This is a genomic window from Marinobacterium litorale DSM 23545, from assembly GCF_000428985.1.
Lineage (GTDB): Bacteria > Pseudomonadota > Gammaproteobacteria > Pseudomonadales > Balneatricaceae > Marinobacterium_D > Marinobacterium_D litorale.
This window is the reverse complement of sequence record NZ_AUAZ01000007.1, coordinates 1-21,509: the sequence shown is the minus strand read 5'-3', so window position 1 is coordinate 21,509 and position 21,509 is coordinate 1. Positions and strand designations below refer to the sequence as shown.

At 55.2% G+C, this 21,509-nt stretch carries 19 protein-coding genes; all 19 read left to right on the top strand.

What is annotated here, in order from left to right:
* Positions 1–2 precede the first annotated feature (2 nt).
* Positions 3–809 carry a ParA family protein gene (locus G403_RS0107570; RefSeq protein WP_027853455.1) on the top strand — a complete coding sequence of 269 codons (807 nt, stop codon included), beginning with the start codon at positions 3–5 and terminating at the stop codon, positions 807–809.
* A gap of 2 nt (positions 810–811) precedes the next feature.
* Positions 812–1,696 (top strand): ParB/RepB/Spo0J family partition protein, encoded by an 885-nt coding sequence (locus G403_RS0107565; protein WP_027853454.1) that lies wholly within the window; start codon positions 812–814, stop codon positions 1,694–1,696.
* Between the two features lie 219 nt (positions 1,697–1,915).
* Positions 1,916–2,317 (top strand): ATP synthase subunit I, encoded by a 402-nt coding sequence (locus tag G403_RS22585; protein ID WP_051298701.1) that lies wholly within the window; start codon positions 1,916–1,918, stop codon positions 2,315–2,317.
* Positions 2,318–2,333: 16 nt separating this feature from the next.
* Positions 2,334–3,176, top strand: a complete 843-nt coding sequence (gene atpB / locus G403_RS0107555; RefSeq protein ID WP_027853453.1) for a F0F1 ATP synthase subunit A — start codon at positions 2,334–2,336, stop codon at positions 3,174–3,176.
* A gap of 83 nt (positions 3,177–3,259) precedes the next feature.
* The gene (gene atpE, locus G403_RS0107550) at positions 3,260–3,487 is read left to right on the top strand and encodes a F0F1 ATP synthase subunit C (RefSeq protein WP_027853452.1); all 228 of its coding nucleotides are present in this window, start codon (positions 3,260–3,262) and stop codon (positions 3,485–3,487) included.
* Between the two features lie 70 nt (positions 3,488–3,557).
* Positions 3,558–4,028, top strand: a complete 471-nt coding sequence (locus G403_RS0107545; RefSeq protein WP_027853451.1) for a F0F1 ATP synthase subunit B — start codon at positions 3,558–3,560, stop codon at positions 4,026–4,028.
* A gap of 12 nt (positions 4,029–4,040) precedes the next feature.
* A complete protein-coding gene (locus G403_RS0107540) occupies positions 4,041–4,577 on the top strand; it encodes a F0F1 ATP synthase subunit delta (protein WP_027853450.1) in 537 nt (178 codons plus the stop codon).
* A 15-nt stretch (positions 4,578–4,592) separates the two neighbouring features.
* A complete protein-coding gene (gene atpA, locus G403_RS0107535; protein WP_027853449.1) occupies positions 4,593–6,137 on the top strand; it encodes a F0F1 ATP synthase subunit alpha in 1,545 nt (514 codons plus the stop codon).
* A 68-nt stretch (positions 6,138–6,205) separates the two neighbouring features.
* Positions 6,206–7,069, top strand: a complete 864-nt coding sequence (gene atpG / locus G403_RS0107530) for a F0F1 ATP synthase subunit gamma (protein WP_027853448.1) — start codon at positions 6,206–6,208, stop codon at positions 7,067–7,069.
* Between the two features lie 37 nt (positions 7,070–7,106).
* On the top strand, positions 7,107–8,504 hold the full coding sequence (gene atpD / locus G403_RS0107525; RefSeq protein WP_027853447.1) for a F0F1 ATP synthase subunit beta: 1,398 nt from the start codon (positions 7,107–7,109) through the stop codon (positions 8,502–8,504).
* Positions 8,505–8,539: 35 nt separating this feature from the next.
* On the top strand, positions 8,540–8,965 hold the full coding sequence (locus G403_RS0107520) for a F0F1 ATP synthase subunit epsilon (protein ID WP_027853446.1): 426 nt from the start codon (positions 8,540–8,542) through the stop codon (positions 8,963–8,965).
* Positions 8,966–9,083: 118 nt separating this feature from the next.
* Positions 9,084–10,196: an efflux RND transporter periplasmic adaptor subunit gene (locus tag G403_RS0107515; protein WP_027853445.1), complete on the top strand. Its 1,113-nt coding sequence runs from the start codon at positions 9,084–9,086 to the stop codon at positions 10,194–10,196.
* Positions 10,196–13,264 carry an efflux RND transporter permease subunit gene (locus G403_RS0107510; protein ID WP_027853444.1) on the top strand — a complete coding sequence of 1,023 codons (3,069 nt, stop codon included), beginning with the start codon at positions 10,196–10,198 and terminating at the stop codon, positions 13,262–13,264. The genes G403_RS0107515 and G403_RS0107510 overlap by 1 nt, the downstream gene beginning before the upstream one ends.
* Before the next feature lie 83 nt (positions 13,265–13,347).
* Positions 13,348–14,715, top strand: coding sequence for a bifunctional UDP-N-acetylglucosamine diphosphorylase/glucosamine-1-phosphate N-acetyltransferase GlmU (glmU, locus tag G403_RS0107505; protein ID WP_027853443.1), 1,368 nt, complete (start codon positions 13,348–13,350; stop codon positions 14,713–14,715).
* Positions 14,716–14,727: 12 nt separating this feature from the next.
* Positions 14,728–16,554 carry a glutamine--fructose-6-phosphate transaminase (isomerizing) gene (gene glmS / locus G403_RS0107500; protein WP_027853442.1) on the top strand — a complete coding sequence of 609 codons (1,827 nt, stop codon included), beginning with the start codon at positions 14,728–14,730 and terminating at the stop codon, positions 16,552–16,554.
* A 127-nt stretch (positions 16,555–16,681) separates the two neighbouring features.
* Positions 16,682–17,509 (top strand): heteromeric transposase endonuclease subunit TnsA, encoded by an 828-nt coding sequence (locus G403_RS0107495; RefSeq protein WP_027853441.1) that lies wholly within the window; start codon positions 16,682–16,684, stop codon positions 17,507–17,509.
* Positions 17,499–19,565, top strand: coding sequence for a Mu transposase C-terminal domain-containing protein (locus G403_RS0107490; RefSeq protein ID WP_027853440.1), 2,067 nt, complete (start codon positions 17,499–17,501; stop codon positions 19,563–19,565). The genes G403_RS0107495 and G403_RS0107490 overlap by 11 nt, the downstream gene beginning before the upstream one ends.
* Positions 19,558–21,138: an ATP-binding protein gene (locus G403_RS0107485; protein ID WP_027853439.1), complete on the top strand. Its 1,581-nt coding sequence runs from the start codon at positions 19,558–19,560 to the stop codon at positions 21,136–21,138. The genes G403_RS0107490 and G403_RS0107485 overlap by 8 nt, the downstream gene beginning before the upstream one ends.
* A gap of 110 nt (positions 21,139–21,248) precedes the next feature.
* The coding region (locus G403_RS0107480) for a helix-turn-helix domain-containing protein (RefSeq protein ID WP_036233002.1) at positions 21,249–21,509 on the top strand (261 nt) is incomplete at its 3' end.

Here is a 21,509-nt window from a genome sequence, read left to right as displayed (position 1 = left end):
GCGTGGCGAAGATCCTCACGATCACCAACCAGAAGGGCGGTGTCGGCAAGACCACGACCTGTGTCAATCTTGCTGCATCACTGGCCGCAACCAAAAAGCGGGTGTTACTGATCGACCTGGACCCCCAGGGCAATGCCACCATGGGGAGCGGTAGCGATAAGCATCAGTTGGAAACCTCCGTTTACGAAGTACTGACGGATCAGGCCAGTGCAGAGGATGCGTTGGTTACCGGATTGCCGTGCGGTTACGACCTGCTGGGCGCGAATGGCGATTTAACAGCGGCGGAAGTGGAGCTCCTTCAACTGCCGCGGCGCGAGTTCAGGCTTAAAATGGCGCTGATGCCACTGCTTGAACGTTACGATTTTATTTTGATCGACAACCCTCCGTCGTTGAACCTGCTCACGGTCAATGCGCTGTCAGCATCCCACGGCGTTATTATCCCGATGCAGTGCGAATACTATGCACTCGAAGGGATCAGTGCATTGGTTGGAACCATCGACAAGATCAACAAACGGCTCAATCCCAAGCTCCGAATCGAAGGTATTCTGCGCACCATGTTCGATCCGCGCATGAGTTTGACCAAAGATGTCTCTGATCACCTGGTGGAATATTTTGGAGAGCGTGTTTACCGGACGGTGATCCCGCGCAATGTGCGTCTGGCGGAGGCACCCAGCCATGGGATGCCGGCTTTACAGTACGATAAGAATTCACGCGGTGCCCTGGCTTATCTGGCATTGGCCGGCGAGTTGATTCGGCGAACGGATCAGGAACAGGCACCCAAAGCGATGGCTACGGAACAGGACGACTGACGATGGCGGTTAAAAAACGCGGTTTGGGGCGAGGACTCGATGCACTGCTTTCCAGCGTCAGTCCTGATGCGGAGGAAGTGAGCGTCGATCAGCCGGCGGCAGCAAAGCCCGGCGCGGAGTTGATGGCGATGCCACTGAATCGCATTCAGCGTGGTCGCTATCAACCACGTCGTGATCTGGAACCTCAGGCGCTTGAAGAACTGGCGGCATCGATTCAGGCCCAGGGTGTGATGCAGCCCATCGTGATTCGTCCGGTTGACGAGGAGATGTACGAGATTATCGCTGGCGAGCGTCGTTGGCGCGCCGCGCAGATGGCCGGGCTCGATACCATCCCGGTGGTCATCCGTGATGTGCCTGATGAAGCTGCCATCGCCATGGCGCTGATCGAAAACATTCAGCGCGAAAATCTCAATCCGATGGAAGAAGCGATCGCGCTTCACCGGTTGCAGACAGAATTCGAGCTGACCCAGCAGCAGGTGGCGGACGCCGTCGGCAAATCACGCTCAACGATCACCAATTTATTGCGGCTGATGAATCTGACCGATGAGGTCAAACGGATGCTGGAATACGGTGACATGGAGATGGGTCATGCCCGGGCGCTGTTGCCGCTGGAAGCGGAACGACAGATAGAGGCGGCCAATGAGGTCGTTGCCAAGGGATTATCGGTACGACAAACCGAAGCGCTGGTGCGAAAAATCGCTGAAGGGCGTCCCGAGCCTAAGCCGAAACCGGAGCCCAACGAGCGCTGTAAAACACTCTCCAGTGAGCTTTCACGGCGCTTCTCGGTACCCGTAGAGGTACGTGCGAATGCGGCAGGGAAGGGGAAAATCAGTCTGAGCTTCAAGTCCGAAGAGGAGCTGGATGCGATTCTTCAGTTGCTGAGCTAGCGACCTGAGATTTACCTGCACGCGGCCGTTCATTGGGGTTCAGAGTTTGGACTTTCAACCCTGTCCGGTAAGACCTTAGTGCAAAAGCTGTAACCTTTTGTTGAGTGCAGGCCCCTTAGCCCCTATAATCTGGCCGCTATTTACGGGTACTTTGCGTCTGAAATAGGGCGGAGTTTGGGTAGATCTGAGGCAAGCAAAAGCACTGCGGAACAGCCCACGGTGCGCAGCGGACGGCTACAACGGCGCAGTCGTCAGGCATTTCTGAAGATTTACCTGTATCAGGGCATCCTGCTATTGGCGGTCTCTTCGGGAGCGCTGTTGCTGGGCCCGGTGCACGCTTACTCTGCATTGCTGGGTGGTCTGCTGTATTTGCTGCCCAACCTCTATTTCACCTGGCGAGTGCTCTATGGCAAACGCCCTGCCGAGACGGCTCAGCAGGTCGTGATCAGCCTGTACGCGAGTGAAATAGGGAAAATGGTATTGGCCGCCGGGTTGTTTAGCGCAACCTTCCTCCTGGTGGATCCTCTGAGACCCTTTTCCCTATTTCTCACCTTCATACTGCTGCAACTCTTTGGCTGGATGCTGCAGTGGAGGCTGAATAACCGTTTCCTGAAACTTTGAAAATGAGAGACTGAGAATGGCGAGTGGAACAGTTACATCCTCAGAATATATATCGCACCATTTGACCAACCTGACCTTCGGTTACCATGAGAAGACCGATAGCTGGCGTTTCGTGAATACGGATCCCGCGCACGGTGAACTAGCTCTGCCGAGTGAGTTTGGCTTCTGGGCAATCAATGTCGATACAATGTTCTGGTCGGTCGCGTTGGGCCTGCTTTTCGTATGGTTCTTCAAAAAGGTGGCTCAGGCCGCTACATCTGACGTGCCTACGGGTTCGCAGAACTTTGTCGAAACCATCATCGAGTTTGTCGATGACAATGTGAAAAGCATCTTCAACCACAAGAATGCAGTCATTGCTCCCTTGGCGCTGACCATCTTCGTCTGGGTTTTCCTGATGAACCTGATGGACCTGGTGCCGGTAGACTGGATTCCGTTTGTTGCGGCTGAGATGGGTATTGGATATATGAAAGTGGTTCCGACCACTGATGTGAACGCAACGGGCGGTATGGCGCTGAGCGTGCTTGCACTGATCGTTTATTACAGCATTAAAATGAAAGGTGTGGGTGGCTTTATCGGTGAGTTGGCATTCCAGCCGCTGCCGAAGATCTTCGCACCGTTCAACCTGTTTCTGGAGCTTGTTGGTCTGCTGGCCAAGCCGGTCTCTCTCGCCCTGCGACTGTTCGGTAACATGTACGCCGGCGAGATGATCTTTATCCTGATTGCGCTGCTGCCGTTCTGGGCGCAGTGGATCCTGTCCGTGCCCTGGGCGATCTTCCACATTCTGGTTATCACCCTGCAGGCGTTCATCTTCATGGTACTGACTATTGTGTACCTGGCGATGGCCCACGATCATCACTGATCGGGCACGAATTACGCGAGTTTGTTACAAACCTTTTGAACTTGAAACTTTAACTTAACCTTGAAAATTGCTGGAGAAAAGAAATGGCTGAACTGCTGTATATCGCTGCTGCTCTGATGATGGGTCTGGCTGCAATCGGTGCTGCTATTGGCATCGGTATCCTCGGTGGTAAGTTCCTGGAAGGCGCTGCGCGTCAGCCGGAACTGGTACCGCTGCTGCGCACCCAGTTCTTCATCGTAATGGGTCTGGTCGACGCGATCCCGATGATCGGCGTGGGTCTGGGTCTGTACGTCCTGTTCGCTGTTGCTTAATAAGTAGAAATGGCGTTTTACCCCATGTCGGGTAACTACTACTTACACAACAACCGCGAGAGGTAATGGCGTGAATATCAATCTCACCATCATTGGTCAGGCCATTGCATTCTTCCTCTTCGTCGTATTTTGCATGAAATACGTCTGGCCGCCGATCACCGGCGCGCTGGCTGAGCGTAAGAAGAAGATTGCCGAAGGTCTTGATGCGGCCGACCGTGCTGAACGTGACCTGCGACTGGCTCAAGAAAAAGCCGCCGCAGACATGCGTAAAAGCAAGGAAGAGGCAGCCGCCATCATTGAACAGGCCAACAAGCGGGCTAACCAGATCATCGATGAAGCCAAAGAGCAGGCACGTGAAGAAGCTGACCGTGTGAAAGCTTCCGCTCAGGCTGAAATCGAACAGGAAGTTAACCGGGCGAAGGAAGTACTCCGCGCTCAGGTGGCTACGCTGGCAATCGCCGGTGCCGAAAAGATTCTGGAAGCCTCTGTTGACGAGAAAGCACACGCACAGCTGGTTGAGAAACTGGCCGCGGAGCTTTAAGCGAGGTTTACGATGGCTGAACTCAATACAGTCGCTCGGCCCTACACCAAAGCAGCGTTCGAATATGCTCTGGACAAGGGCAACCTCGATCAGTGGTCAAACATGCTGTCCGTCGCCGCGCAAGTGGTTCAGGACAGCGCGATGGCCCAGGTGCTTAACAATCCGGCCCTGACGTATGAGCAGAAGGCCGAGGTGCTGATCTCCGTTTGCGAAGCGCAGATGGATGACGCCGGCAAGAACTTCGCGTTCTTGCTGGCTGAAAAACAGCGTCTCGCGCTGCTCCCGGAAATTGCTCTGCAGTTCGAGCAGCTTAAAGCTGCTCAGCAGAAGTCAGTCGATATCGATCTGACCACTGCCTATGAACTTGATGATTCGCAGCAGCAAAAACTGGCTCAGGCGCTCAGCACCAAGTTGGGACGTGAAGTGAAAATGACCTCCAAGGTGGACAAATCCATCCTCGGTGGCGTCGTGATTCGCTCTAACGACCTTGTGATCGACGGTTCTGTTCGTGCACGACTGGCGAAACTGGCCGAAGCGATGAATTCCTGAGTGTGAGGAATAACAATGCAGCAACTGAATCCATCTGAGATCAGCGAGATTCTCAAGAAGCGCATCGAGAAGCTCGATGTGACTTCTGAAGCCCGTAATGAGGGCACGATCGTCAGCGTTTCCGACGGTATCATCCTGATCCACGGTCTCGCCGACGTTATGTACGGTGAAATGATCGAATTCCCGGGCGGTGTCTACGGTATGGCACTGAACCTGGAGCGTGACTCTGTCGGCGCCGTAGTACTGGGCGACTACCAGACTCTGGTCGAAGGTATGACCGCTCGTTGTACCGGTCGTATCCTGGAAGTACCGGTCGGTCCGGAACTGCTTGGTCGCGTTGTAGACGCGCTGGGTAACCCGATCGATGGTAAAGGTCCGGTTGAAACCAAGCTGACCGACGCCGTAGAAAAAGTAGCACCGGGCGTTATCGCCCGTCAGTCGGTTGATCAGCCGGTTCAGATCGGTCTGAAAGCGATCGACGCCATGGTCCCGGTTGGCCGCGGTCAGCGTGAGCTGATCATCGGTGACCGTCAGATCGGTAAGACCGCGATCGCGATCGATGCGATCATCAACCAGAAGAACACTGGCATCAAGTGTATCTACGTTGCCATCGGTCAGAAGCAGTCCACTATCGCTAACGTGGTGCGCAAGCTCGAAGAGCACGGCGCCATGGATCACACTATCGTGATCGCCGCAGGTGCGGCTGATCCGGCTGCCATGCAGTATCTGGCACCGTACGCCGGCGCAACCATGGGCGAATACTTCCGCGACCGCGGTGAAGATGCCCTGATCATCTATGATGACCTGACCAAGCAGGCCTGGGCGTATCGTCAGATCTCCCTGCTGCTGCGTCGTCCGCCGGGTCGTGAAGCTTACCCGGGTGACGTTTTCTACCTGCACTCCCGTCTGCTCGAGCGTGCTGCGCGCGTCAATGCCGACTACGTAGAGCAGTTCACCAACGGTGAAGTGAAAGGCCAGACCGGTTCTCTGACCGCGCTGCCGATCATCGAAACCCAGGGTGGTGACGTTTCCGCGTTCGTACCGACCAACGTAATCTCCATTACCGACGGTCAGATCTTCCTGGAAACCAGCCTGTTCAACTCCGGTGTACGTCCGGCGATCAACGCGGGTCTTTCCGTATCCCGTGTTGGTGGTTCAGCACAGACCAAGATCATCAAGAAACTCGGTGGTGGTGTTCGTCTGGCTCTGGCGCAGTACCGTGAGTTGGCGGCTTTCGCTCAGTTCGCTTCCGACCTCGATGAAGCGACCCGTGCTCAGCTGGAGCATGGTCAGGCTGTTACCGAGCTGATGAAGCAGAAGCAGTACTCGCCGATGTCCGTCGCTGAGATGGGCCTGAGCCTGTACGCGGCGAACGAAGGTTTCCTGAAAGACGTGGAACTGGACAAAATCGGTGCTTTCGAAGCGGCTCTGATCTCCTACTTCAACAGCGAACACGCTGATCTGATGGCGAAGGTCAACGAGAAGGGCGATTACAACGACGAAATCGCTGCGTCCTTCAAAGCCGGCATCGAAAAGTTCAAGTCTACCCAAACTTGGTAAGTGCTCCTTTGTGAGCCGGGGCCGGTCTCTGACCGGCCTGAACTAAGACAAGTTTAATAGGCGGAACTATGGCAGTCGGAAAAGAGATTAAGACGCAAATCGCGAGCATCGGCAGCACGCGCAAGATCACCAGCGCCATGGAAATGGTTGCTGCGTCGAAAATGCGCAAGGCCCAGGATCGCATGCAGTCTTCACGTCCGTACGCCCAGAGCATCCGTGGTGTGGTTCAGCACTTGGCCAAAGCCAATCCTGAATACCGTCACCTCTACATGCAGGAGCGTGAGGTCAAGCGCGTCGGTTTTATTATCGTCGCTTCTGACCGCGGCCTATGTGGCGGCCTGAACGTCAACATGTTCAAGGCAGCCATTGCCAAGATGAAAGAGTTCAATCAGCAGAGTGTCGAGGTCGATATCTGCGCACTGGGCTCCAAGGCAATCAGCTTCTTCCGGAACTACGGCGGCAACGTCGTGGCAGCGAAAGGCGGGCTGGGTGATGCACCCGAGCTTGGCCAGCTGCTGGGCTCCGTGAAGGTGATGCTGGACAGCTATGACGAAGGCAAACTGGATAAGCTGTTCATCGTGTCTAACGATTTTGTAAACACGATGACCCAGAAGCCCGCTGTCGAGCAGCTGTTGCCGCTGAAGGCAGGTGAAGACGAAGAGAAGCTCAGCCACCACTGGGACTACCTGTACGAACCGGACGCTAAAGAGCTGCTGAACGGCCTGCTCAAGCGTTACATCGAGTCTCTGGTGTACCAGGCAGTGGTTGAGAATAACGCCTGTGAACAGGCAGCACGTATGCTGGCGATGAAGAACGCAACAGATAACGCCGGCAACCTGATCGATGAGCTGCAACTGGTTTACAACAAAGCCCGTCAGGCGGCGATTACTCAGGAAATCTCCGAGATCGTCGGTGGTGCTGCTGCTGTTTGATGCAGTGAACAGGTTTAAATGTTAAGAGGATCCGAACATGAGTAGCGGACGTATTGTTCAGATTATCGGTGCGGTTGTAGACGTGGAATTCCCGCGTGACAACGTACCGAAGGTTTACGACGCACTGATCGTCGATAAAACCGGCCTGACACTGGAAGTTCAGCAGCAGCTGGGCGACGGTGTCGTACGAGGCATTGCAATGGGCCAGACCGAAGGTGTGGCGCGTGGACTGGAAGTGTCCAACACCGGCGCACCGGTTTCCGTACCTGTAGGTACCGAAACACTGGGCCGTATCATGAACGTTCTGGGTGAGCCGATCGACGAATGTGGTCCGATCGGTGAGCAGGAGCGTTACCCGATCCACCGTAAGGCGCCGTCTTACGCGGATCAGGCTTCTTCCAACGAACTGCTGGAAACCGGCATCAAGGTTATCGACCTGGTATGCCCGTTCGCCAAGGGTGGTAAGGTTGGTCTGTTCGGTGGTGCCGGTGTAGGTAAAACCGTAAACATGATGGAGCTAATCAACAACATCGCCCGTCAGCACTCCGGTCTGTCTGTATTCGCAGGTGTCGGTGAGCGTACCCGTGAAGGTAACGACTTCTACCACGAGATGCAGGAAGCCGGCGTTGTAAACGTCGAGCAGTTCGACCAGTCCAAGGTAGCGATGGTTTACGGTCAGATGAACGAGCCGCCGGGTAACCGTCTGCGCGTAGCGCTGACCGGCCTGACCATGGCCGAGAAGTTCCGTGACGAAGGTCGTGACGTACTGTTGTTCGTCGACAACATCTACCGTTACACCCTGGCGGGTACCGAAGTATCGGCACTGCTGGGCCGTATGCCTTCAGCGGTAGGTTACCAGCCGACGCTGGCGGAAGAGATGGGCGTTCTGCAGGAGCGTATCACCTCCACCAAGACCGGTTCCATCACGTCTATCCAGGCGGTATACGTACCGGCGGATGACTTGACCGACCCGTCTCCGGCGACCACCTTCTCCCACCTTGACGCGACCGTCGTACTGTCCCGTCAGATCGCGGAGCTGGGTATCTACCCGGCGATCGACCCGCTGGATTCCACCTCTCGTCAGCTGGATCCGCTGGTTATCGGTCAGGAGCACTACGAAGTGGCTCGTGGCGTGCAGTCTACCCTGCAGCGCTACAAGGAACTGAAGGATATCATCGCGATCCTGGGTATGGACGAGCTGTCTGAAGAAGACAAGCAGACTGTATCCCGTGCGCGTAAGATCCAGCGCTTCCTGTCTCAGCCGTTCTTCGTGGCGGAAGTATTCACCGGCTCTCCGGGTAAGTACGTTTCCCTGAAAGACACCATTAACGGCTTTAAAGGCATCCTCGAAGGTCAGTACGACGAGCTGCCGGAGCAGGCGTTCTACATGGTCGGCACCATCGACGAAGCTGTAGAGAAAGCGAAGAGCCTGTAAGCGGTTCTGCCAGAAACCTTTAAGAGGTAAAGAAGATGGCTATGACTGTTCATTGCGATATCGTGAGCGCCGAGGAGGAGATCTTCTCCGGCCTGATCGAATTCGTCTCCGCAACAGGTAGCCTGGGTGATCTGGGTGTATACCCGGGTCACGCTCCGCTTCTGACGGAACTGAAACCAGGCCCTGTCGAACTGCGTAAGCAGGGCGGTGAGGAAGACGTGTTTTACGTGTCTGGTGGTTTTCTCGAGGTTCAGCCCCACAAGATCACGGTACTGGCGGATACAGCCGCCCACGCCGCCGATCTGAGTGAGGCTGCGGCTATCGAAGCCAAGAAGCACGCAGAGCATGCGATGGCTGATAAATCCGGCGAGTTTGAGTACTCCCGGGCAGCCGCTCAGCTGGCGGAAGCTGCGGCGCAGCTCCGTACACTGCAGCAGATTCGCCGCAAAGCAGGCAAATAAAACAGCCCCTTTGCGCATTAGAAAAAGGCAGCTTCGGCTGCCTTTTTTACGTTTTGTGGCTGTCATCCCTTAGCGGTAGTATTGAAACAGACTTCTCCAAACAGACTCAGGAGTGAGAATGGCCAGCTCGCCACGGATAGGATCGATTGTACGCACGGTTGTTTATCTTGCTTTACTCGTCGCAGTGCTGTTCTGGTTGCTCCAGTTTGAGGTTAAGAGTGCTCAGGTTGATTCACCGGCGCCGGCTGAGGCAGCCGAGTCGGGCTTGTTATCGGTGGAGGCCACATCCAGCGAAGCGCAGTCGTTCGAGCGTACCCTGATCCTTCAGGGGCAGGTCACCCCGAACGCACAGGTCGATCTGCGTGCCGAGATCGCCGCAGCCGTGCTGGGGAAACCAGTCTCCCAGGGCTCCAGTGTGGAAGCGGGCACGGTTTTATTAAAGCTCGATCCCGAGAGTCGTCAGGCGCAACTGGATCAGGCAGAGGCGGATCTTGCCTATAAAGAGCGTGATCTGGCCGTTAATCGTCGCCTTAATGCCACCGGCGGTAGCACTGAGAATGAAGTGATGCGCCTGACCAGTGAAGTCGCCAACGCGCGGCTGGCGGTAGAAAACGCACGCCTTGCGCTCAAGCGCACCCGTCCCACCGCCCCCTTTGCCGGGATTATCGATCAGATCAGTGTGGACCCGGGCGATTACCTCGCGGTGGGCGAGATCTGGGGCCGCTTGGTCGCCATTGACAAGCTCAAGGTAACGGCACAGGCCCCGCAGCAGGAGGTGGGTCGGCTTGAGGTCGGACAAGCGGTAGTGGTGAGACTCCTCGATGGCCAGACCCTTAGCGGCCACGTCAGCTACGTGGCCTACCTTGCCGATGAAGCAACGCGCAGCTACCAGGTCGAGGCATTGGTGGATAACCCTGATCTTCTGCGGATAGCCGGTGGCAGTGCCTCTATGGAGATTACCACCGGTGCTGAACCCGCCCATGCCTTTTCGCCGGCCTTACTGACCCTGGATGACGACGGCGAGGTTGGTGTAAGGGTGCTCGATGAGCAGGACCGGGTGCGTTTTGCCCCGGTGACGATCCTCAGTCTGGATAAGTCACGTGCCTGGGTCAGCGGTCTGCCAAGCCAGGTGCGTCTAATCACCGTGGGGGCGGGCTTTGCCGAGCTTGGGCAGAAGGTCGAGCCGGTCAGTGCCGGTACCGATTCGCGCGATGGTTCGGGAGTTCAGTAATGGCGGCCATCATCCGTGCGGCGTTGGCCCGCTCTCGTGCGACGATGCTGATGCTGTTTCTGATCATCGCCGGCGGGGTAACGGCGTTCAATACACTGCCCCGCGAAGCCAATCCGGACGTCACCATTCCCTTGATCTATATCTCCGTTGCCTTGCAGGGTGTCAGCCCGGAGGATGCGGAACGCCTTCTGGTTCGGCCACTGGAGCAGGAGCTGCGCTCGCTGGAGGGGATCAAGGAGATGACCGGTTACGCCAGTGAAGGCCACGCCTCGGTAATGCTCGAATTTGATGCCGGGTTTGATCCCAAAACCGCGTTGCTCGATGTGCGTGAAAAGGTGGATACGGTTAAAAGTGATCTGCCGGATGAGGCCGAAGAGCCGAGTGTTAATGAGATTAATATCTCCGAGTTCCCGGTGTTCACGGTGGGTCTCTCCGGCCCGATGCCGGTCGAGCAGCTGGTCTATCTGGCCCGTCAATTACGTGACGAAATAGAAGCCATACCGGAAGTGCTGGAGGTGGATATCGGCGGCGACCGCGAGGACCTGCTGGAGATCATTGTCGACCTTCAGGTACTCGACAGTTATGGCATCGATTACGGTGTCCTTTATTCGCTGGTGACCAATAATAACCAGTTGGTGGCGGCCGGTAGCATCGATACCGGTGCCGGCCGGATGACACTGAAAGTACCGGGCGTGGTAGCGGATCTGCAGGATATGATGCAGATGCCGGTGAAAGTGGTGGGCGACTCGGTGGTGACCGTTGAGGATGTGGCGCGGATTCGCCGTAGCTTCAAGGACCCCGAGGGCTTCGCTCGCCTAAGTGGTCAACCGGCGGTGGTGCTTGAGGTCTCCAAGCGTGCCGGGGCCAATATTGTGGATACCATCGATCAGGTGAAAACGTTGATCGAGAAGGCCGGTCCGCGTCTGCCCGAGGGGCTGGAAGTGACCTACATCACCGACCAGTCGATCGAGGTTAAAGAGCTGCTGTCCGATCTTTTGAATAACGTACTGACAGCGGTGTTACTGGTCCTGATCGTTATGCTGCTGGCCATGGGGCCACGTCCGGCATTGCTCGTGGGCATGACAATCCCCGGCGCTTTCCTGGCCGGCTTGCTGATGATTCAGCTGATGGGTTTCACGCTCAATATCATCGTGCTGTTCTCCCTGATCCTGGTGGCGGGGATGCTGGTGGATGGCGCGATCGTTGTGTCTGAACTGGCGGATCGTAACCGGGAAGCGGGCTTATCTCCGGCGGAGGCGTGGCAGCAGGCCTCGATTCGGATGAGCTGGCCGGTGATCGCGTCTACCATTACCACGTTGATGGTGTTTCTGCCGCTGCTGTTCTGGCCCGGTGTGGTCGGTGAGTTTATGAAATACCTGCCGGCCACGGTGATGGTTTGCCTGCTGGCCTCCCTGGCCATGGCACTGATTTTCCTGCCGGTGATGGGTAGTCTCGCCGGCGGCCAAGCCAGTGTGATCAAACCCAGGTCTAATCGTCTGTCACGACATTACCGCCATGTATTAGCGCGCCTGTTGCGCGTTCCCGGCTCGACCCTGACCGCTTTACTGGGTGTGATGGTGGCGGTCTATGTGGCTTACGCGCTGTTCAATCATGGCGTCGAATTCTTCCCCGAGATCGAACCGGACTCCGCCCAGGTGGTGGTTCATGCCCGGGGCGATCTGTCGATTTATGAGCGTGACGCCTTGCTGAAACGGGTTGAAAAGCGACTGCAGGGAATGCCGGAGTTGGAAGCACTCTATGCGCGTTCTCAGGCATCGGCAAACAGCCAGCAGCAGGCCGATGTGATCGGGACCATCCAGTTCCAGTTTATCGACTGGGAGCAACGTCGGCCGGCGAACAAGATTCTGGCCGAGATGCAGGAGCGTACGGCGGATCTGGCCGGGCTCAAACTGGAGTTTCGTAAGCAGGAAGAGGGGCCGGGAGAAGGTAAACCCGTGCAGCTTCACTTTATCTCCGATGATACCGATGCCAGTTACCGTGCCGTGGAGCAGACGCGAGCGGCGATGGATCGGCTCGGCGGTTTTGTCGACCTGGAGGACGATCGGGTACTGCCCGGCATCGAATGGCGTTTGCAGGTGGATCGTGAAGCGGCGGCCCGCTTTGGCGCCAGTGTTGCCAGTATCGGTAATGCGATCCAGCTGGTCAGCCATGGTTTATTGCTGACCACTTACCGGCCCACGGACGCGGATGATGATGTAGATATTCGGGTGCGATTTCCGGCCAGTCAACGAACGTTGGATCAGCTGGGGCGTTTGACGCTACGAACCGAACGGGGGCAGGTTCCGTTGTCTCAGTTTGTGACCCTGGAACCGGCCCAGAAAACCGGTGTGATTCGCCGTATCGACGGTGCCCGGACGGTTACGCTGAAGGCGGATCTGGCGCCGGGCTACCAGCTCGATGAGCGTCTGGCAGCTCTCCGGGCAGAGGTGGGTGAACTGCCGGAGGACGTTCGCCTGTCGGTGGGCGGCGAGCAGGAGGATCAGCAGCAGTCAGCCACTTTTCTCGGTGGTGCTTTTCTGGTGGCCATCCTGCTGATGACGCTGATCCTGGTGGTCCAGTTCAATAGCTTCTATCAGACCCTGCTGGTGCTTTCGGCCATTGTGTTCTCAACGGCTGGAGTGCTGATCGGCCTGCTGGTGAACCAACAGTCCTTCGGTATTGTCATGGTGGGGATGGGCATTATCGCGCTGGCCGGCATTGTCGTGAACAACAACATCGTCTTGATCGATACCTACAACCAACATCTCGGGGAGGGTTATTCCCCCTATGAGGCAGCCCTGGAAACTGGCTGTCTGCGTCTGCGCCCCGTACTATTAACGGCGTTGACCACGATTCTGGGGCTGATGCCGATGGTGCTGGGCGTCAATGTTAATCTGCTGGAGCCCAGCCTGGGTATTGGTGCGCCGTCGACCCAGTGGTGGACTCAGCTCTCCAGCGCCATCGCCGGAGGGTTGGCGTTTGCCACCTTACTCACCCTGATACTGACGCCCTGCATGCTGGTTCTTGGTGCCAACGTCCATAGCTGGATTCAGCGCCGGACCGCGTAAGATGAAAAGCTATTGATCGGGTGCGCGATTTCGGTACATTGCGCGCCATACTGCGAAAACGACCGCCTTAACAAGGAACACCGATGAACGTTGATGTGATTATCCTGGCTGCGGGCCAGGGCAGTCGGATGAAATCCTCCCTTCCCAAGGTGATGCATGGCCTGGGCGGCAAGCCGATGGTGCAGCACGTCATCGACAGCGCGGCCGGCTTAGGCGAATCGGTACGTCGTCATGTGGTGATCGGTCACGGGGGTGATGCGGTTCGCGCAGCTCTGGCCGACAGCGATATCCGCTTTGCCGAGCAGGCCGAGCAGCTGGGGACAGGCCACGCGGTTGCACAGGCGATGCCCGCCGTGGCGGAAGACTCCATCGCATTGGTGCTCTACGGCGATGTCCCGCTGATTAAATCAAAAACTCTGGATTCCTTGTGTCGAATTGCAGCCCGGGATCATCTGGGGCTGTTAACCGTGGAACTGACTGATCCCAGTGGCTATGGCCGCATTGTTCGTAATGACGTCGGTGATGTGGTGGCGATCGTGGAGCATAAGGATGCTAACGAGAGCCAGCTGAAGATTCAGGAAGTGAATACCGGCATTCTGGCACTGCCCAGCCGTTTGCTGCGTGAATGGTTACCGCAGTTGAGCGCCGATAATGCCCAGGGCGAGTACTACCTGACCGACGTGATCGCCATGGCGGCTGATAACGGTGTTCGCATCGAGGCGATCCAACCGATGTGCGAGCAGGAGGTTCAGGGCGTTAATACCCGCGCGCAGCTGGCGATGCTGGAGCGGTGGTATCAGCGACAGCAGGCTGAACATCTGATGGCTGCAGGTGTCACACTGGCCGATCCTGATCGTTTCGACCTGCGCGGTGAGCTCACCGTGGGCTGTGACTGCTATTTCGATATCAACCTGGTGATTGAAGGCCAGGTCAGGATCGCGGAAGGGGTCAACATTGGCCCCAACTGTGTGATCAAAGACAGCATTATCGGGCCCGGTACACGGATCGAAGCCAATTCGTTGATTGAAGGCGCGCAGGTAGAGGCTTCGGCCAGTATTGGCCCGTTTGCGCGAATTCGCCCGGGAACTGAGCTGGCCGAGGGTGCCAAAATCGGCAACTTCGTCGAGACCAAAAAAGCCAAAATCGGCCCCGGCAGCAAGGTGAACCACCTCAGCTATATTGGCGATGCACAGATCGGCAGCAACACCAACATCGGTGCCGGTACCATCACCTGTAACTATGATGGCGTGAACAAATCGCTGACCGAGATTGGTGATGACGCGTTTATCGGTTCGAACACGGCGCTGGTGGCACCGGTGAAGGTGGGTAATGGCGCCACGGTCGGTGCGGGCTCCACGATCACCAAAAACGTCGATGACCAGGAACTGGCGGTTGCCCGCGGTAAACAAACCAACATCGGTGGCTGGAAGCGCCCCATCAAGCGTAGTTAAGGAGTCGGTAACATGTGCGGCATAGTGGGGGCGGTTGCGGCCCGTCAGGTATCCGGAATCTTGCTGGAAGGACTCCGCCGTCTTGAATATCGCGGCTATGATTCTGCCGGCATGGCCGTCATTGATCAGGGCCAGATCGGGCGCGTTCGCCGGGTGGGCAAAGTACAGTCTCTGGCTGAAGCACTGGCGAAGCATCCACTAACCGGTACGCTGGGTATCGCGCATACGCGTTGGGCAACACATGGTGTTCCAAACGAAGTAAATGCTCACCCTCATATGTCCGGCGAACGTTTGGCCGTGGTGCATAATGGTATCATCGAAAACTTCGAAAGCCTGCGTGATGAACTGATCGGGGCCGGTTATACATTCAGCTCCGAAACCGATACCGAAGTCGTTGCACACCTGCTGGACCGTGAGGTATCCGCGGGGAAATCGCTACGTGAAGCCATGCGTGCCGTGATCCAGTATCTGGAAGGTGCTTTCGCATTGGGGGTGGTCCATGCTGACTATCCTGACCAGCTTGTTACCGCTCGCAAAGGAAGCCCACTGGTGATCGGTGTGGGTATCGGTGAGCACTTTATCGCCTCTGACCAGCTGGCTTTGCTGCCGGTCACCGACCGTTTCATGTTCCTGGAAGATGGCGATATTGCGTGCCTGACTCCGGATTCAGTGGAGGTTGAGGATGGCAGTGGCCAATCGGTTGATCGAGCCGTCACCCGATTCGAGCATGGCGCCGGCAGTGCGGAGAAGGGTGCCTTCAAGCACTTTATGCTTAAGGAAATTTACGAGCAGCCGGCGGTCATGGCATCGGTCATGGAAGGGCGTATCAGTGATGGACACCTGCTGGAGCAGGCGTTTGGTGTGGAAGCAAAAGCCCTGTTTGACCGGGTGCGCCAGGTTCAGATCGTGGCCTGCGGAACCAGCTACCACGCCGGTATGATCGCCAAGTACTGGATCGAGGAGCTGGTGGGCATCCCTTGCATGGTGGAAGTGGCCAGCGAGTTCCGCTACCGCCCGGTGGTACTGCCAGAAGGCACCCTTTTCCTGACTCTGTCTCAGTCCGGTGAGACCGCCGATACCCTGGCGGCCCTGCGTGAAATCCGCTCCCGGGTGATCGGCACGTTGGCGATCTGCAACGTACCCGGCAGCTCACTGGTGCGCGAGTCCGATCTGGCCCTGATGACCAATGCCGGCCCTGAAATCGGCGTAGCCTCCACCAAGGCGTTCACGTCGCAGCTAGTGGCACTGATGCTGACCACCCTGGCCTTGGGGCGTCGGTTTGGTCTGAGTGACACGCGAGAGCGCGAAATCCTGGCCGCCTTTGCCCAGCTCCCGGCGCTGCTGGAGCGGCTGCTGGCGCTGGACCCGGAGATTGAGCAGATGGCCGCCCAGTTCGCCGAAAAGCACAACGCACTCTTCCTGGGTCGCGGCACCCTGTTTCCGGTGGCGCTGGAGGGGGCACTCAAACTCAAGGAAATCTCCTATATCCACGCCGAGGCTTACCCGGCCGGTGAGCTCAAGCATGGCCCGCTGGCGCTGGTCGACAAGGATATGCCGGTGGTCACCGTCGCACCCACCAATGCCATGCTGGAGAAGCTCAAGGCCAATATGCAGGAGGTCCGTGCCCGTGGCGGCGAACTGTTCGTCTTCGCCGGACAGGATCAGAGCCTGCGTGACGAACCCGGCATCAACCTGATCCGCCTCCCGTCAATTCCGATCATTCTGGAGCCGATCGCCTATACATTGCCTCTGCAACTGCTCTCCTATCACGTTGCTGTCCTGAAGGGCACGGACGTGGATCAACCGCGGAATCTGGCCAAGTCGGTGACGGTGGAGTAGGAGGGTTTCTTTGGTCTTATGGTGTTATCGGTGAAAAATAAAGTTTGATTAAAATAAATAAAGTTTGATCATTTGTTGTAAAGTCTGATACAAAACTCTCTCCTGCTTTCCCTGCTAGGAGGGAGTTGTGTCGGACGATGCCAACAAACCGTTAGATCCATCGGATCAGAAAAAGCTGAAAGCCCGAGGTCATGGCTTCGGTGCATCTTATAAGCCTTTCATCCAGATCCAGGACCTTAGCAGTTCCGGTGAAAGTGTCCGGGCCCCTGGTCGCGTGACCGGGCGTATTCACCATCTTCTTTCCGGTATTGAGTTTGCTGCCTTTAGCATCTTCGACTGGTATCACGATACAGCGGATATCAGAGAGCAATTTCCACTTCCGCTGGAGGAGACAATTCGCTTGTGCGCCGAAATGGGCATCAAGCATCCGCAAATCAGAGGAAAGCTCAAGATTGTAACTACGGATTTGCTGGTGGATTTCCGTGAGGGCCCTCCCTTGGCCATCGCAGTAAAGCCTGTCTCAGAATTGGGCAAAGCCCGGACGATAGAAAAGTTACAAATTGAAAAGGCCTATTGGGAGCAAGCTGGCGTTGGATGGAAGCTATTCACTGACCGAGAAGTATCTCCTTCTCTCAAAGAGAACCTTCAGTGGATCAGGCCTGCTCTTGCCGACATTCGCTGGGAGCAGTTCAGTAGTGAGGTAGAGGATTCCAGCTCTACAGAATTGATTACTAGGCTTGCTACCTATTCTGAGCAAAAAGCTACGAGGTGTTGTGCTCGCTTGGATGATGAATATGGGCTTGAGCCTGGTTCACATGTGCAAATGCTGCGGTATGGGGTAGCAACACGACAAATAAAAGCACCACTTCAAAAAGCATATCACGACTGGAAATGCTCAGAACTCGTTTTTGATGGCGTGGCCTCTACACAATGGAGGTTAAGTCATGCAAATTAATACAGTTCTACAAGCTCCTGTTTCAGAGCAGAGAATCCGAGTTCTGTTCACCAACCTTGAAAATTATCAGGTGATTGATGTTGATGATCAGAATGCTTGGCCGTTTACATTAACGTCAGAAGAGCTGGAAGACTTCCAGGAAACCACAGACCCTTTCCCGATCCCTTCAGTCCAGGAAGGCACATTAGCTGCGCAAAAGCGTGATGAAGCAGTATCTGCACTGAAGCCCCTACTCGAGAAGCATGAAGCTTTATTCGAGAAGAAAATGCGGAATGAACTCATAAGATTGGCGGTCGAACAATCGGGACGACCTCGCCTGTTCATTGTTCGTGCTCTTCGCCGTTTCTGGCAAAGAGGGATGTCTCCGAATGCTCTCGCACCTGACTATCAACAATGTGGAGGGAGTGGCAAGCCACGACGAAATTTGGACAAAAAGCTGGGCCGGAAGCGTTCGGTCTCACCGGGGGAAGGACTTGTCGTAACTGAGGATGTGGCGGATATATTTCGCACGGCAATTGAGACAAGCTATCTCGTAGGAAAGCCAGTGCCGATGTCAGTTGTACTCAATAAAGCCAACGGCCTCCTGCGGTCCCGTTACCCTGATATAACACCAGGTCGATTGGCGACACGGGGCCAGCTTCAATACTTCTACTCTAAGAACTATCGAAAGCATGAAGCTGAAAAACGTCGAATGCCAGCTCGGGCATACGATAAAGACATCAAACCCCTAATCAGTACGGCAGCGACCAATAATTTCGGCCCAGGAGCTCGTTACGAAATTGACGCAACCATAGTGGATCTGTATCTGGTTTCAGATGAAGACCCTGAAAAAATTGTAGGGCGTCCAGTGTTGTATCTCGTGAAGGATGTATTCAGCCGTATGATTGCAGGTATGTATATCGGCTTTGAAACACCCTCGTGGGTTACTGCAGGTATGGCTCTAGCGAATGCGTTCTGCAGCAAGGTTGAGTACTGCGCGCGTTACGGTATTGAGATTACTGATAGTGACTGGCCTGCAGTCGGTATTCCGGCCAGCATTCTGGCAGATAGAGGTGAGCTGCTTTCCCGTCAGGCTGACACACTGGTGAATCGATTTGGAATTCAACTAAGCAACACCAGAGCCTATAGAGGCGATGACAAGGGTATCTGCGAGCGGCACTTCAACACTATTCAAGCTGAGTTCAAACCCTATGTTGGCGGAGTGGTAGAGCCTGTTAATGGCAAAAAACGGACAGGGAAACGCTACGAGCTTGATGCAGAGTTGGGCCTATCTGCTTTTACGGAGATGATGATTCATCTTGTACTCCGCCATAACACCAGTCATGTCGTAAAAGACTACGATTTCGCTCCGGATATGCCGAATGATCTGGCAGCTGTTCCTATTGCGCTTTGGAACTGGGGAGTTAGCAACCGGACAGGAAAGCTGCGTACCTGTGACGAGAGGCTAGCCAGAATTAACCTGTTGCCAAACGAAACTGCAACGATTTCTGAGGTAGGTATCAAACTGCGTGGAATCAACTATACATGCCAGGAAGCGTTGAAAGCTGGATGGTTCGACCGGATCAAACAGAACCGTCCAACCAAAATTGAAGCAGCTTTTGATCCTCGAAACACCAATGAGATATTTATCAGACCAGTTGCTGGCGATGATGAGTATTGGGTCTGCGATCTTTCAGATCGTAGCCGCAGCTATCGAGGAATGACATTTGTGGAAGCGGCTCAAAAGCAATATGAGAGAAAGAGAGCACAGGCATCTGCCAAGCAGCGGGCAGACTATTCAAGTATCGACACCTTGGATGCTATCGACCATATAGTCCAACGTGAGCGAGCGAAGAAACCCTCAAAGCCATCTCTGCCAGCGAGCCGTAGGTTGATGGGCATTCGTGATAATCGGCGCGATGAGTTGGCAGCAGAACGTCAGCGTACATCATTAAGTAAGCCAGATTCTGCCAGTTCCACTGGCCATAAGGCTTTGGTTATCGATATCAAAACGCGAAGTGAACCCTGCCTGGATTATCCTGATCTGGATTCGTTCTTGGAGGATGGAGATGATTAAGCATCCCCTGGCGCATTACATCGAGGCCGAAATCCCCGACTATGCTGGGCATCCTTTGATTAATGCACTTCCGCCGATTAATTCCCCTCAGGAAACGGCTAAGAAGCTAAATCGTTATCCAACGGTTGGCGACAGTGAGAAGAAGCTGCCTGGGCACATTCGTCGCCATGCGATGATGAGGATATTGGATCAGTTCCTCTATCCGACCAAGTCGCATTTGCAACTGGAACAAATGCTCTCGAGCATGATTCGTCGGGGCTACCTGAGTCGGAACATAGCCGATGCCAGCCACCAACGTAATCTTGATACTGTTGGTTATACAGACTTCAAATCTGCCAGCCGTAATGCAGGCAATGAATCTCTGGTTAGTTCGGTGATTGGCTGCTCGGGAACAGGTAAATCGACAGCTGTAGAGGCGATTCTGAGCTGCTATCCGCAAGTGATATATCACCCTGACTATCAGCATACCCAGCTGGTTTGGCTGAAGGTTGAGTGTCCCCATGATGGTTCCGTCAGGCATCTCTGCATCAACTTTTTCAGAGCGGTTGATGATGCCCTTGGCACAGATTATCAACAGTTATTTGTAAAATCGCGCTCTTCTGCAGAGTCGATGCTAGGTGACGTAGCGAGAGTAGTTGCGCTTCATTCGGTAGGCTTGCTGGCTATCGATGAAATTCAGCACTTGGAAAAATCCAAGTCGGGAGGCTCCCAGAAAATGCTGAATTTCTTTGTCACCCTGACCAATGTGATCAAGGTGCCGGTGCTGTTTATTGGTACCCCGAAAGCACTGGATCTGTTTACACCGACCATGCGTTCAGCTCGCAGGGCTGCCCAATTTGGCAGTCTGAACTGGAACCGCTTCGAACGTTCAGACAAGCCGGAACAAGACGCGGAGTGGGAGCGTTTCATCAAAAGGCTCTGGAAGCTGCAGTGGTTTGAAGCTCCGACTCCACTCACTGAGCCGATGAAAGACTTGTTCTGGGAGTTCACCCAGGGTATCCCTCATGTAGCGGTATCGCTGTTCTATCTCTGTCAGACCCGTGCTGTCATGGCCAGACGAGAGGTGATCGATCAGCTTCTTGTAGAAAAGGTCTTCAATGAAGAGCTTTCGCTAATCCACCCTATGATTAAGGCATTGCGAAGTGGCAGAAAAGAACAAATTCTGGCCTATGCTGACTTGGACATACCAACTGATACTATTCGCGCATCTGGCATCCATGTTGCTGATCCAGAGCTTCCACATACTTCTACTGAGCCTCAACAAGCCAGCAAAGCCCAACAGTTGATCGATATGTTGATGCAAATGGGTATTGGATCGGACATAGCCCCCGTGGTGGCCGAACAAGCTATTGAAGAGAAACCGGATGAGGATCTTTTGGGTCTGGTTGCACATATTCGAGCCTTACAGGAAAAGCCTACCCCTAAGCAGGTTTCTAAGAAAGCAGTGGCCAAACCGGCCAAGCCGGTGTATCTGAAAAATGATTTGCGGCTGGTTCGACAGAGCAGTGGTACTGAGACCTATAGCAAGTTTCAGGAAATGGGCGTTGTTATCCGGCTGGACAGCTTCCTGTGATTAGATCCGACCACATGGTATCAGACTTAATATACTAATGGGTTCGAAAGTAAGCGAACATCATTTATAATGTAGGCTCCGTTCGCCAAGCTTATCGGATATTTACACACATGCGCCACGATGACGGTCGTAAACTTGATCACAAAACATTAGAAGCCATTCGCGTTCGCGCCGTTCAACGGGTCATGGATGGCGAGAGTCCAGAAGTCGTCATCAAAGCGCTGGGGATGAGCCGAGCACGAATCTATGAATGGCTGGCTGCCTACCGCGAGGGTGGCTTTGACGCGCTCAAGGCCAAGCAGATTTCCGGTCGTCCCAAGAAACTGAGCGGTGCTCAGATCCGGGAGCTGTATATCTGGATAACGACCTTT

Coding starts and splice junctions, on each gene's coding strand:
- G403_RS0107540 (WP_027853450.1), top strand. CDS start 4,041: ATGGCTGAACTCAATACAGTCGCTCGGCCCTACACCAAAGCAGCGTTC.
- G403_RS0107515 (WP_027853445.1), top strand. CDS start 9,084: ATGGCCAGCTCGCCACGGATAGGATCGATTGTACGCACGGTTGTTTAT.
- glmS (WP_027853442.1), top strand. CDS start 14,728: ATGTGCGGCATAGTGGGGGCGGTTGCGGCCCGTCAGGTATCCGGAATC.
- G403_RS0107565 (WP_027853454.1), top strand. CDS start 812: ATGGCGGTTAAAAAACGCGGTTTGGGGCGAGGACTCGATGCACTGCTT.
- G403_RS0107485 (WP_027853439.1), top strand. CDS start 19,558: ATGATTAAGCATCCCCTGGCGCATTACATCGAGGCCGAAATCCCCGAC.
- G403_RS0107510 (WP_027853444.1), top strand. CDS start 10,196: ATGGCGGCCATCATCCGTGCGGCGTTGGCCCGCTCTCGTGCGACGATG.
- atpE (WP_027853452.1), top strand. CDS start 3,260: ATGGCTGAACTGCTGTATATCGCTGCTGCTCTGATGATGGGTCTGGCT.
- atpA (WP_027853449.1), top strand. CDS start 4,593: ATGCAGCAACTGAATCCATCTGAGATCAGCGAGATTCTCAAGAAGCGC.
- atpB (WP_027853453.1), top strand. CDS start 2,334: ATGGCGAGTGGAACAGTTACATCCTCAGAATATATATCGCACCATTTG.
- G403_RS0107520 (WP_027853446.1), top strand. CDS start 8,540: ATGGCTATGACTGTTCATTGCGATATCGTGAGCGCCGAGGAGGAGATC.
- atpD (WP_027853447.1), top strand. CDS start 7,107: ATGAGTAGCGGACGTATTGTTCAGATTATCGGTGCGGTTGTAGACGTG.
- atpG (WP_027853448.1), top strand. CDS start 6,206: ATGGCAGTCGGAAAAGAGATTAAGACGCAAATCGCGAGCATCGGCAGC.
- G403_RS0107490 (WP_027853440.1), top strand. CDS start 17,499: ATGCAAATTAATACAGTTCTACAAGCTCCTGTTTCAGAGCAGAGAATC.
- glmU (WP_027853443.1), top strand. CDS start 13,348: ATGAACGTTGATGTGATTATCCTGGCTGCGGGCCAGGGCAGTCGGATG.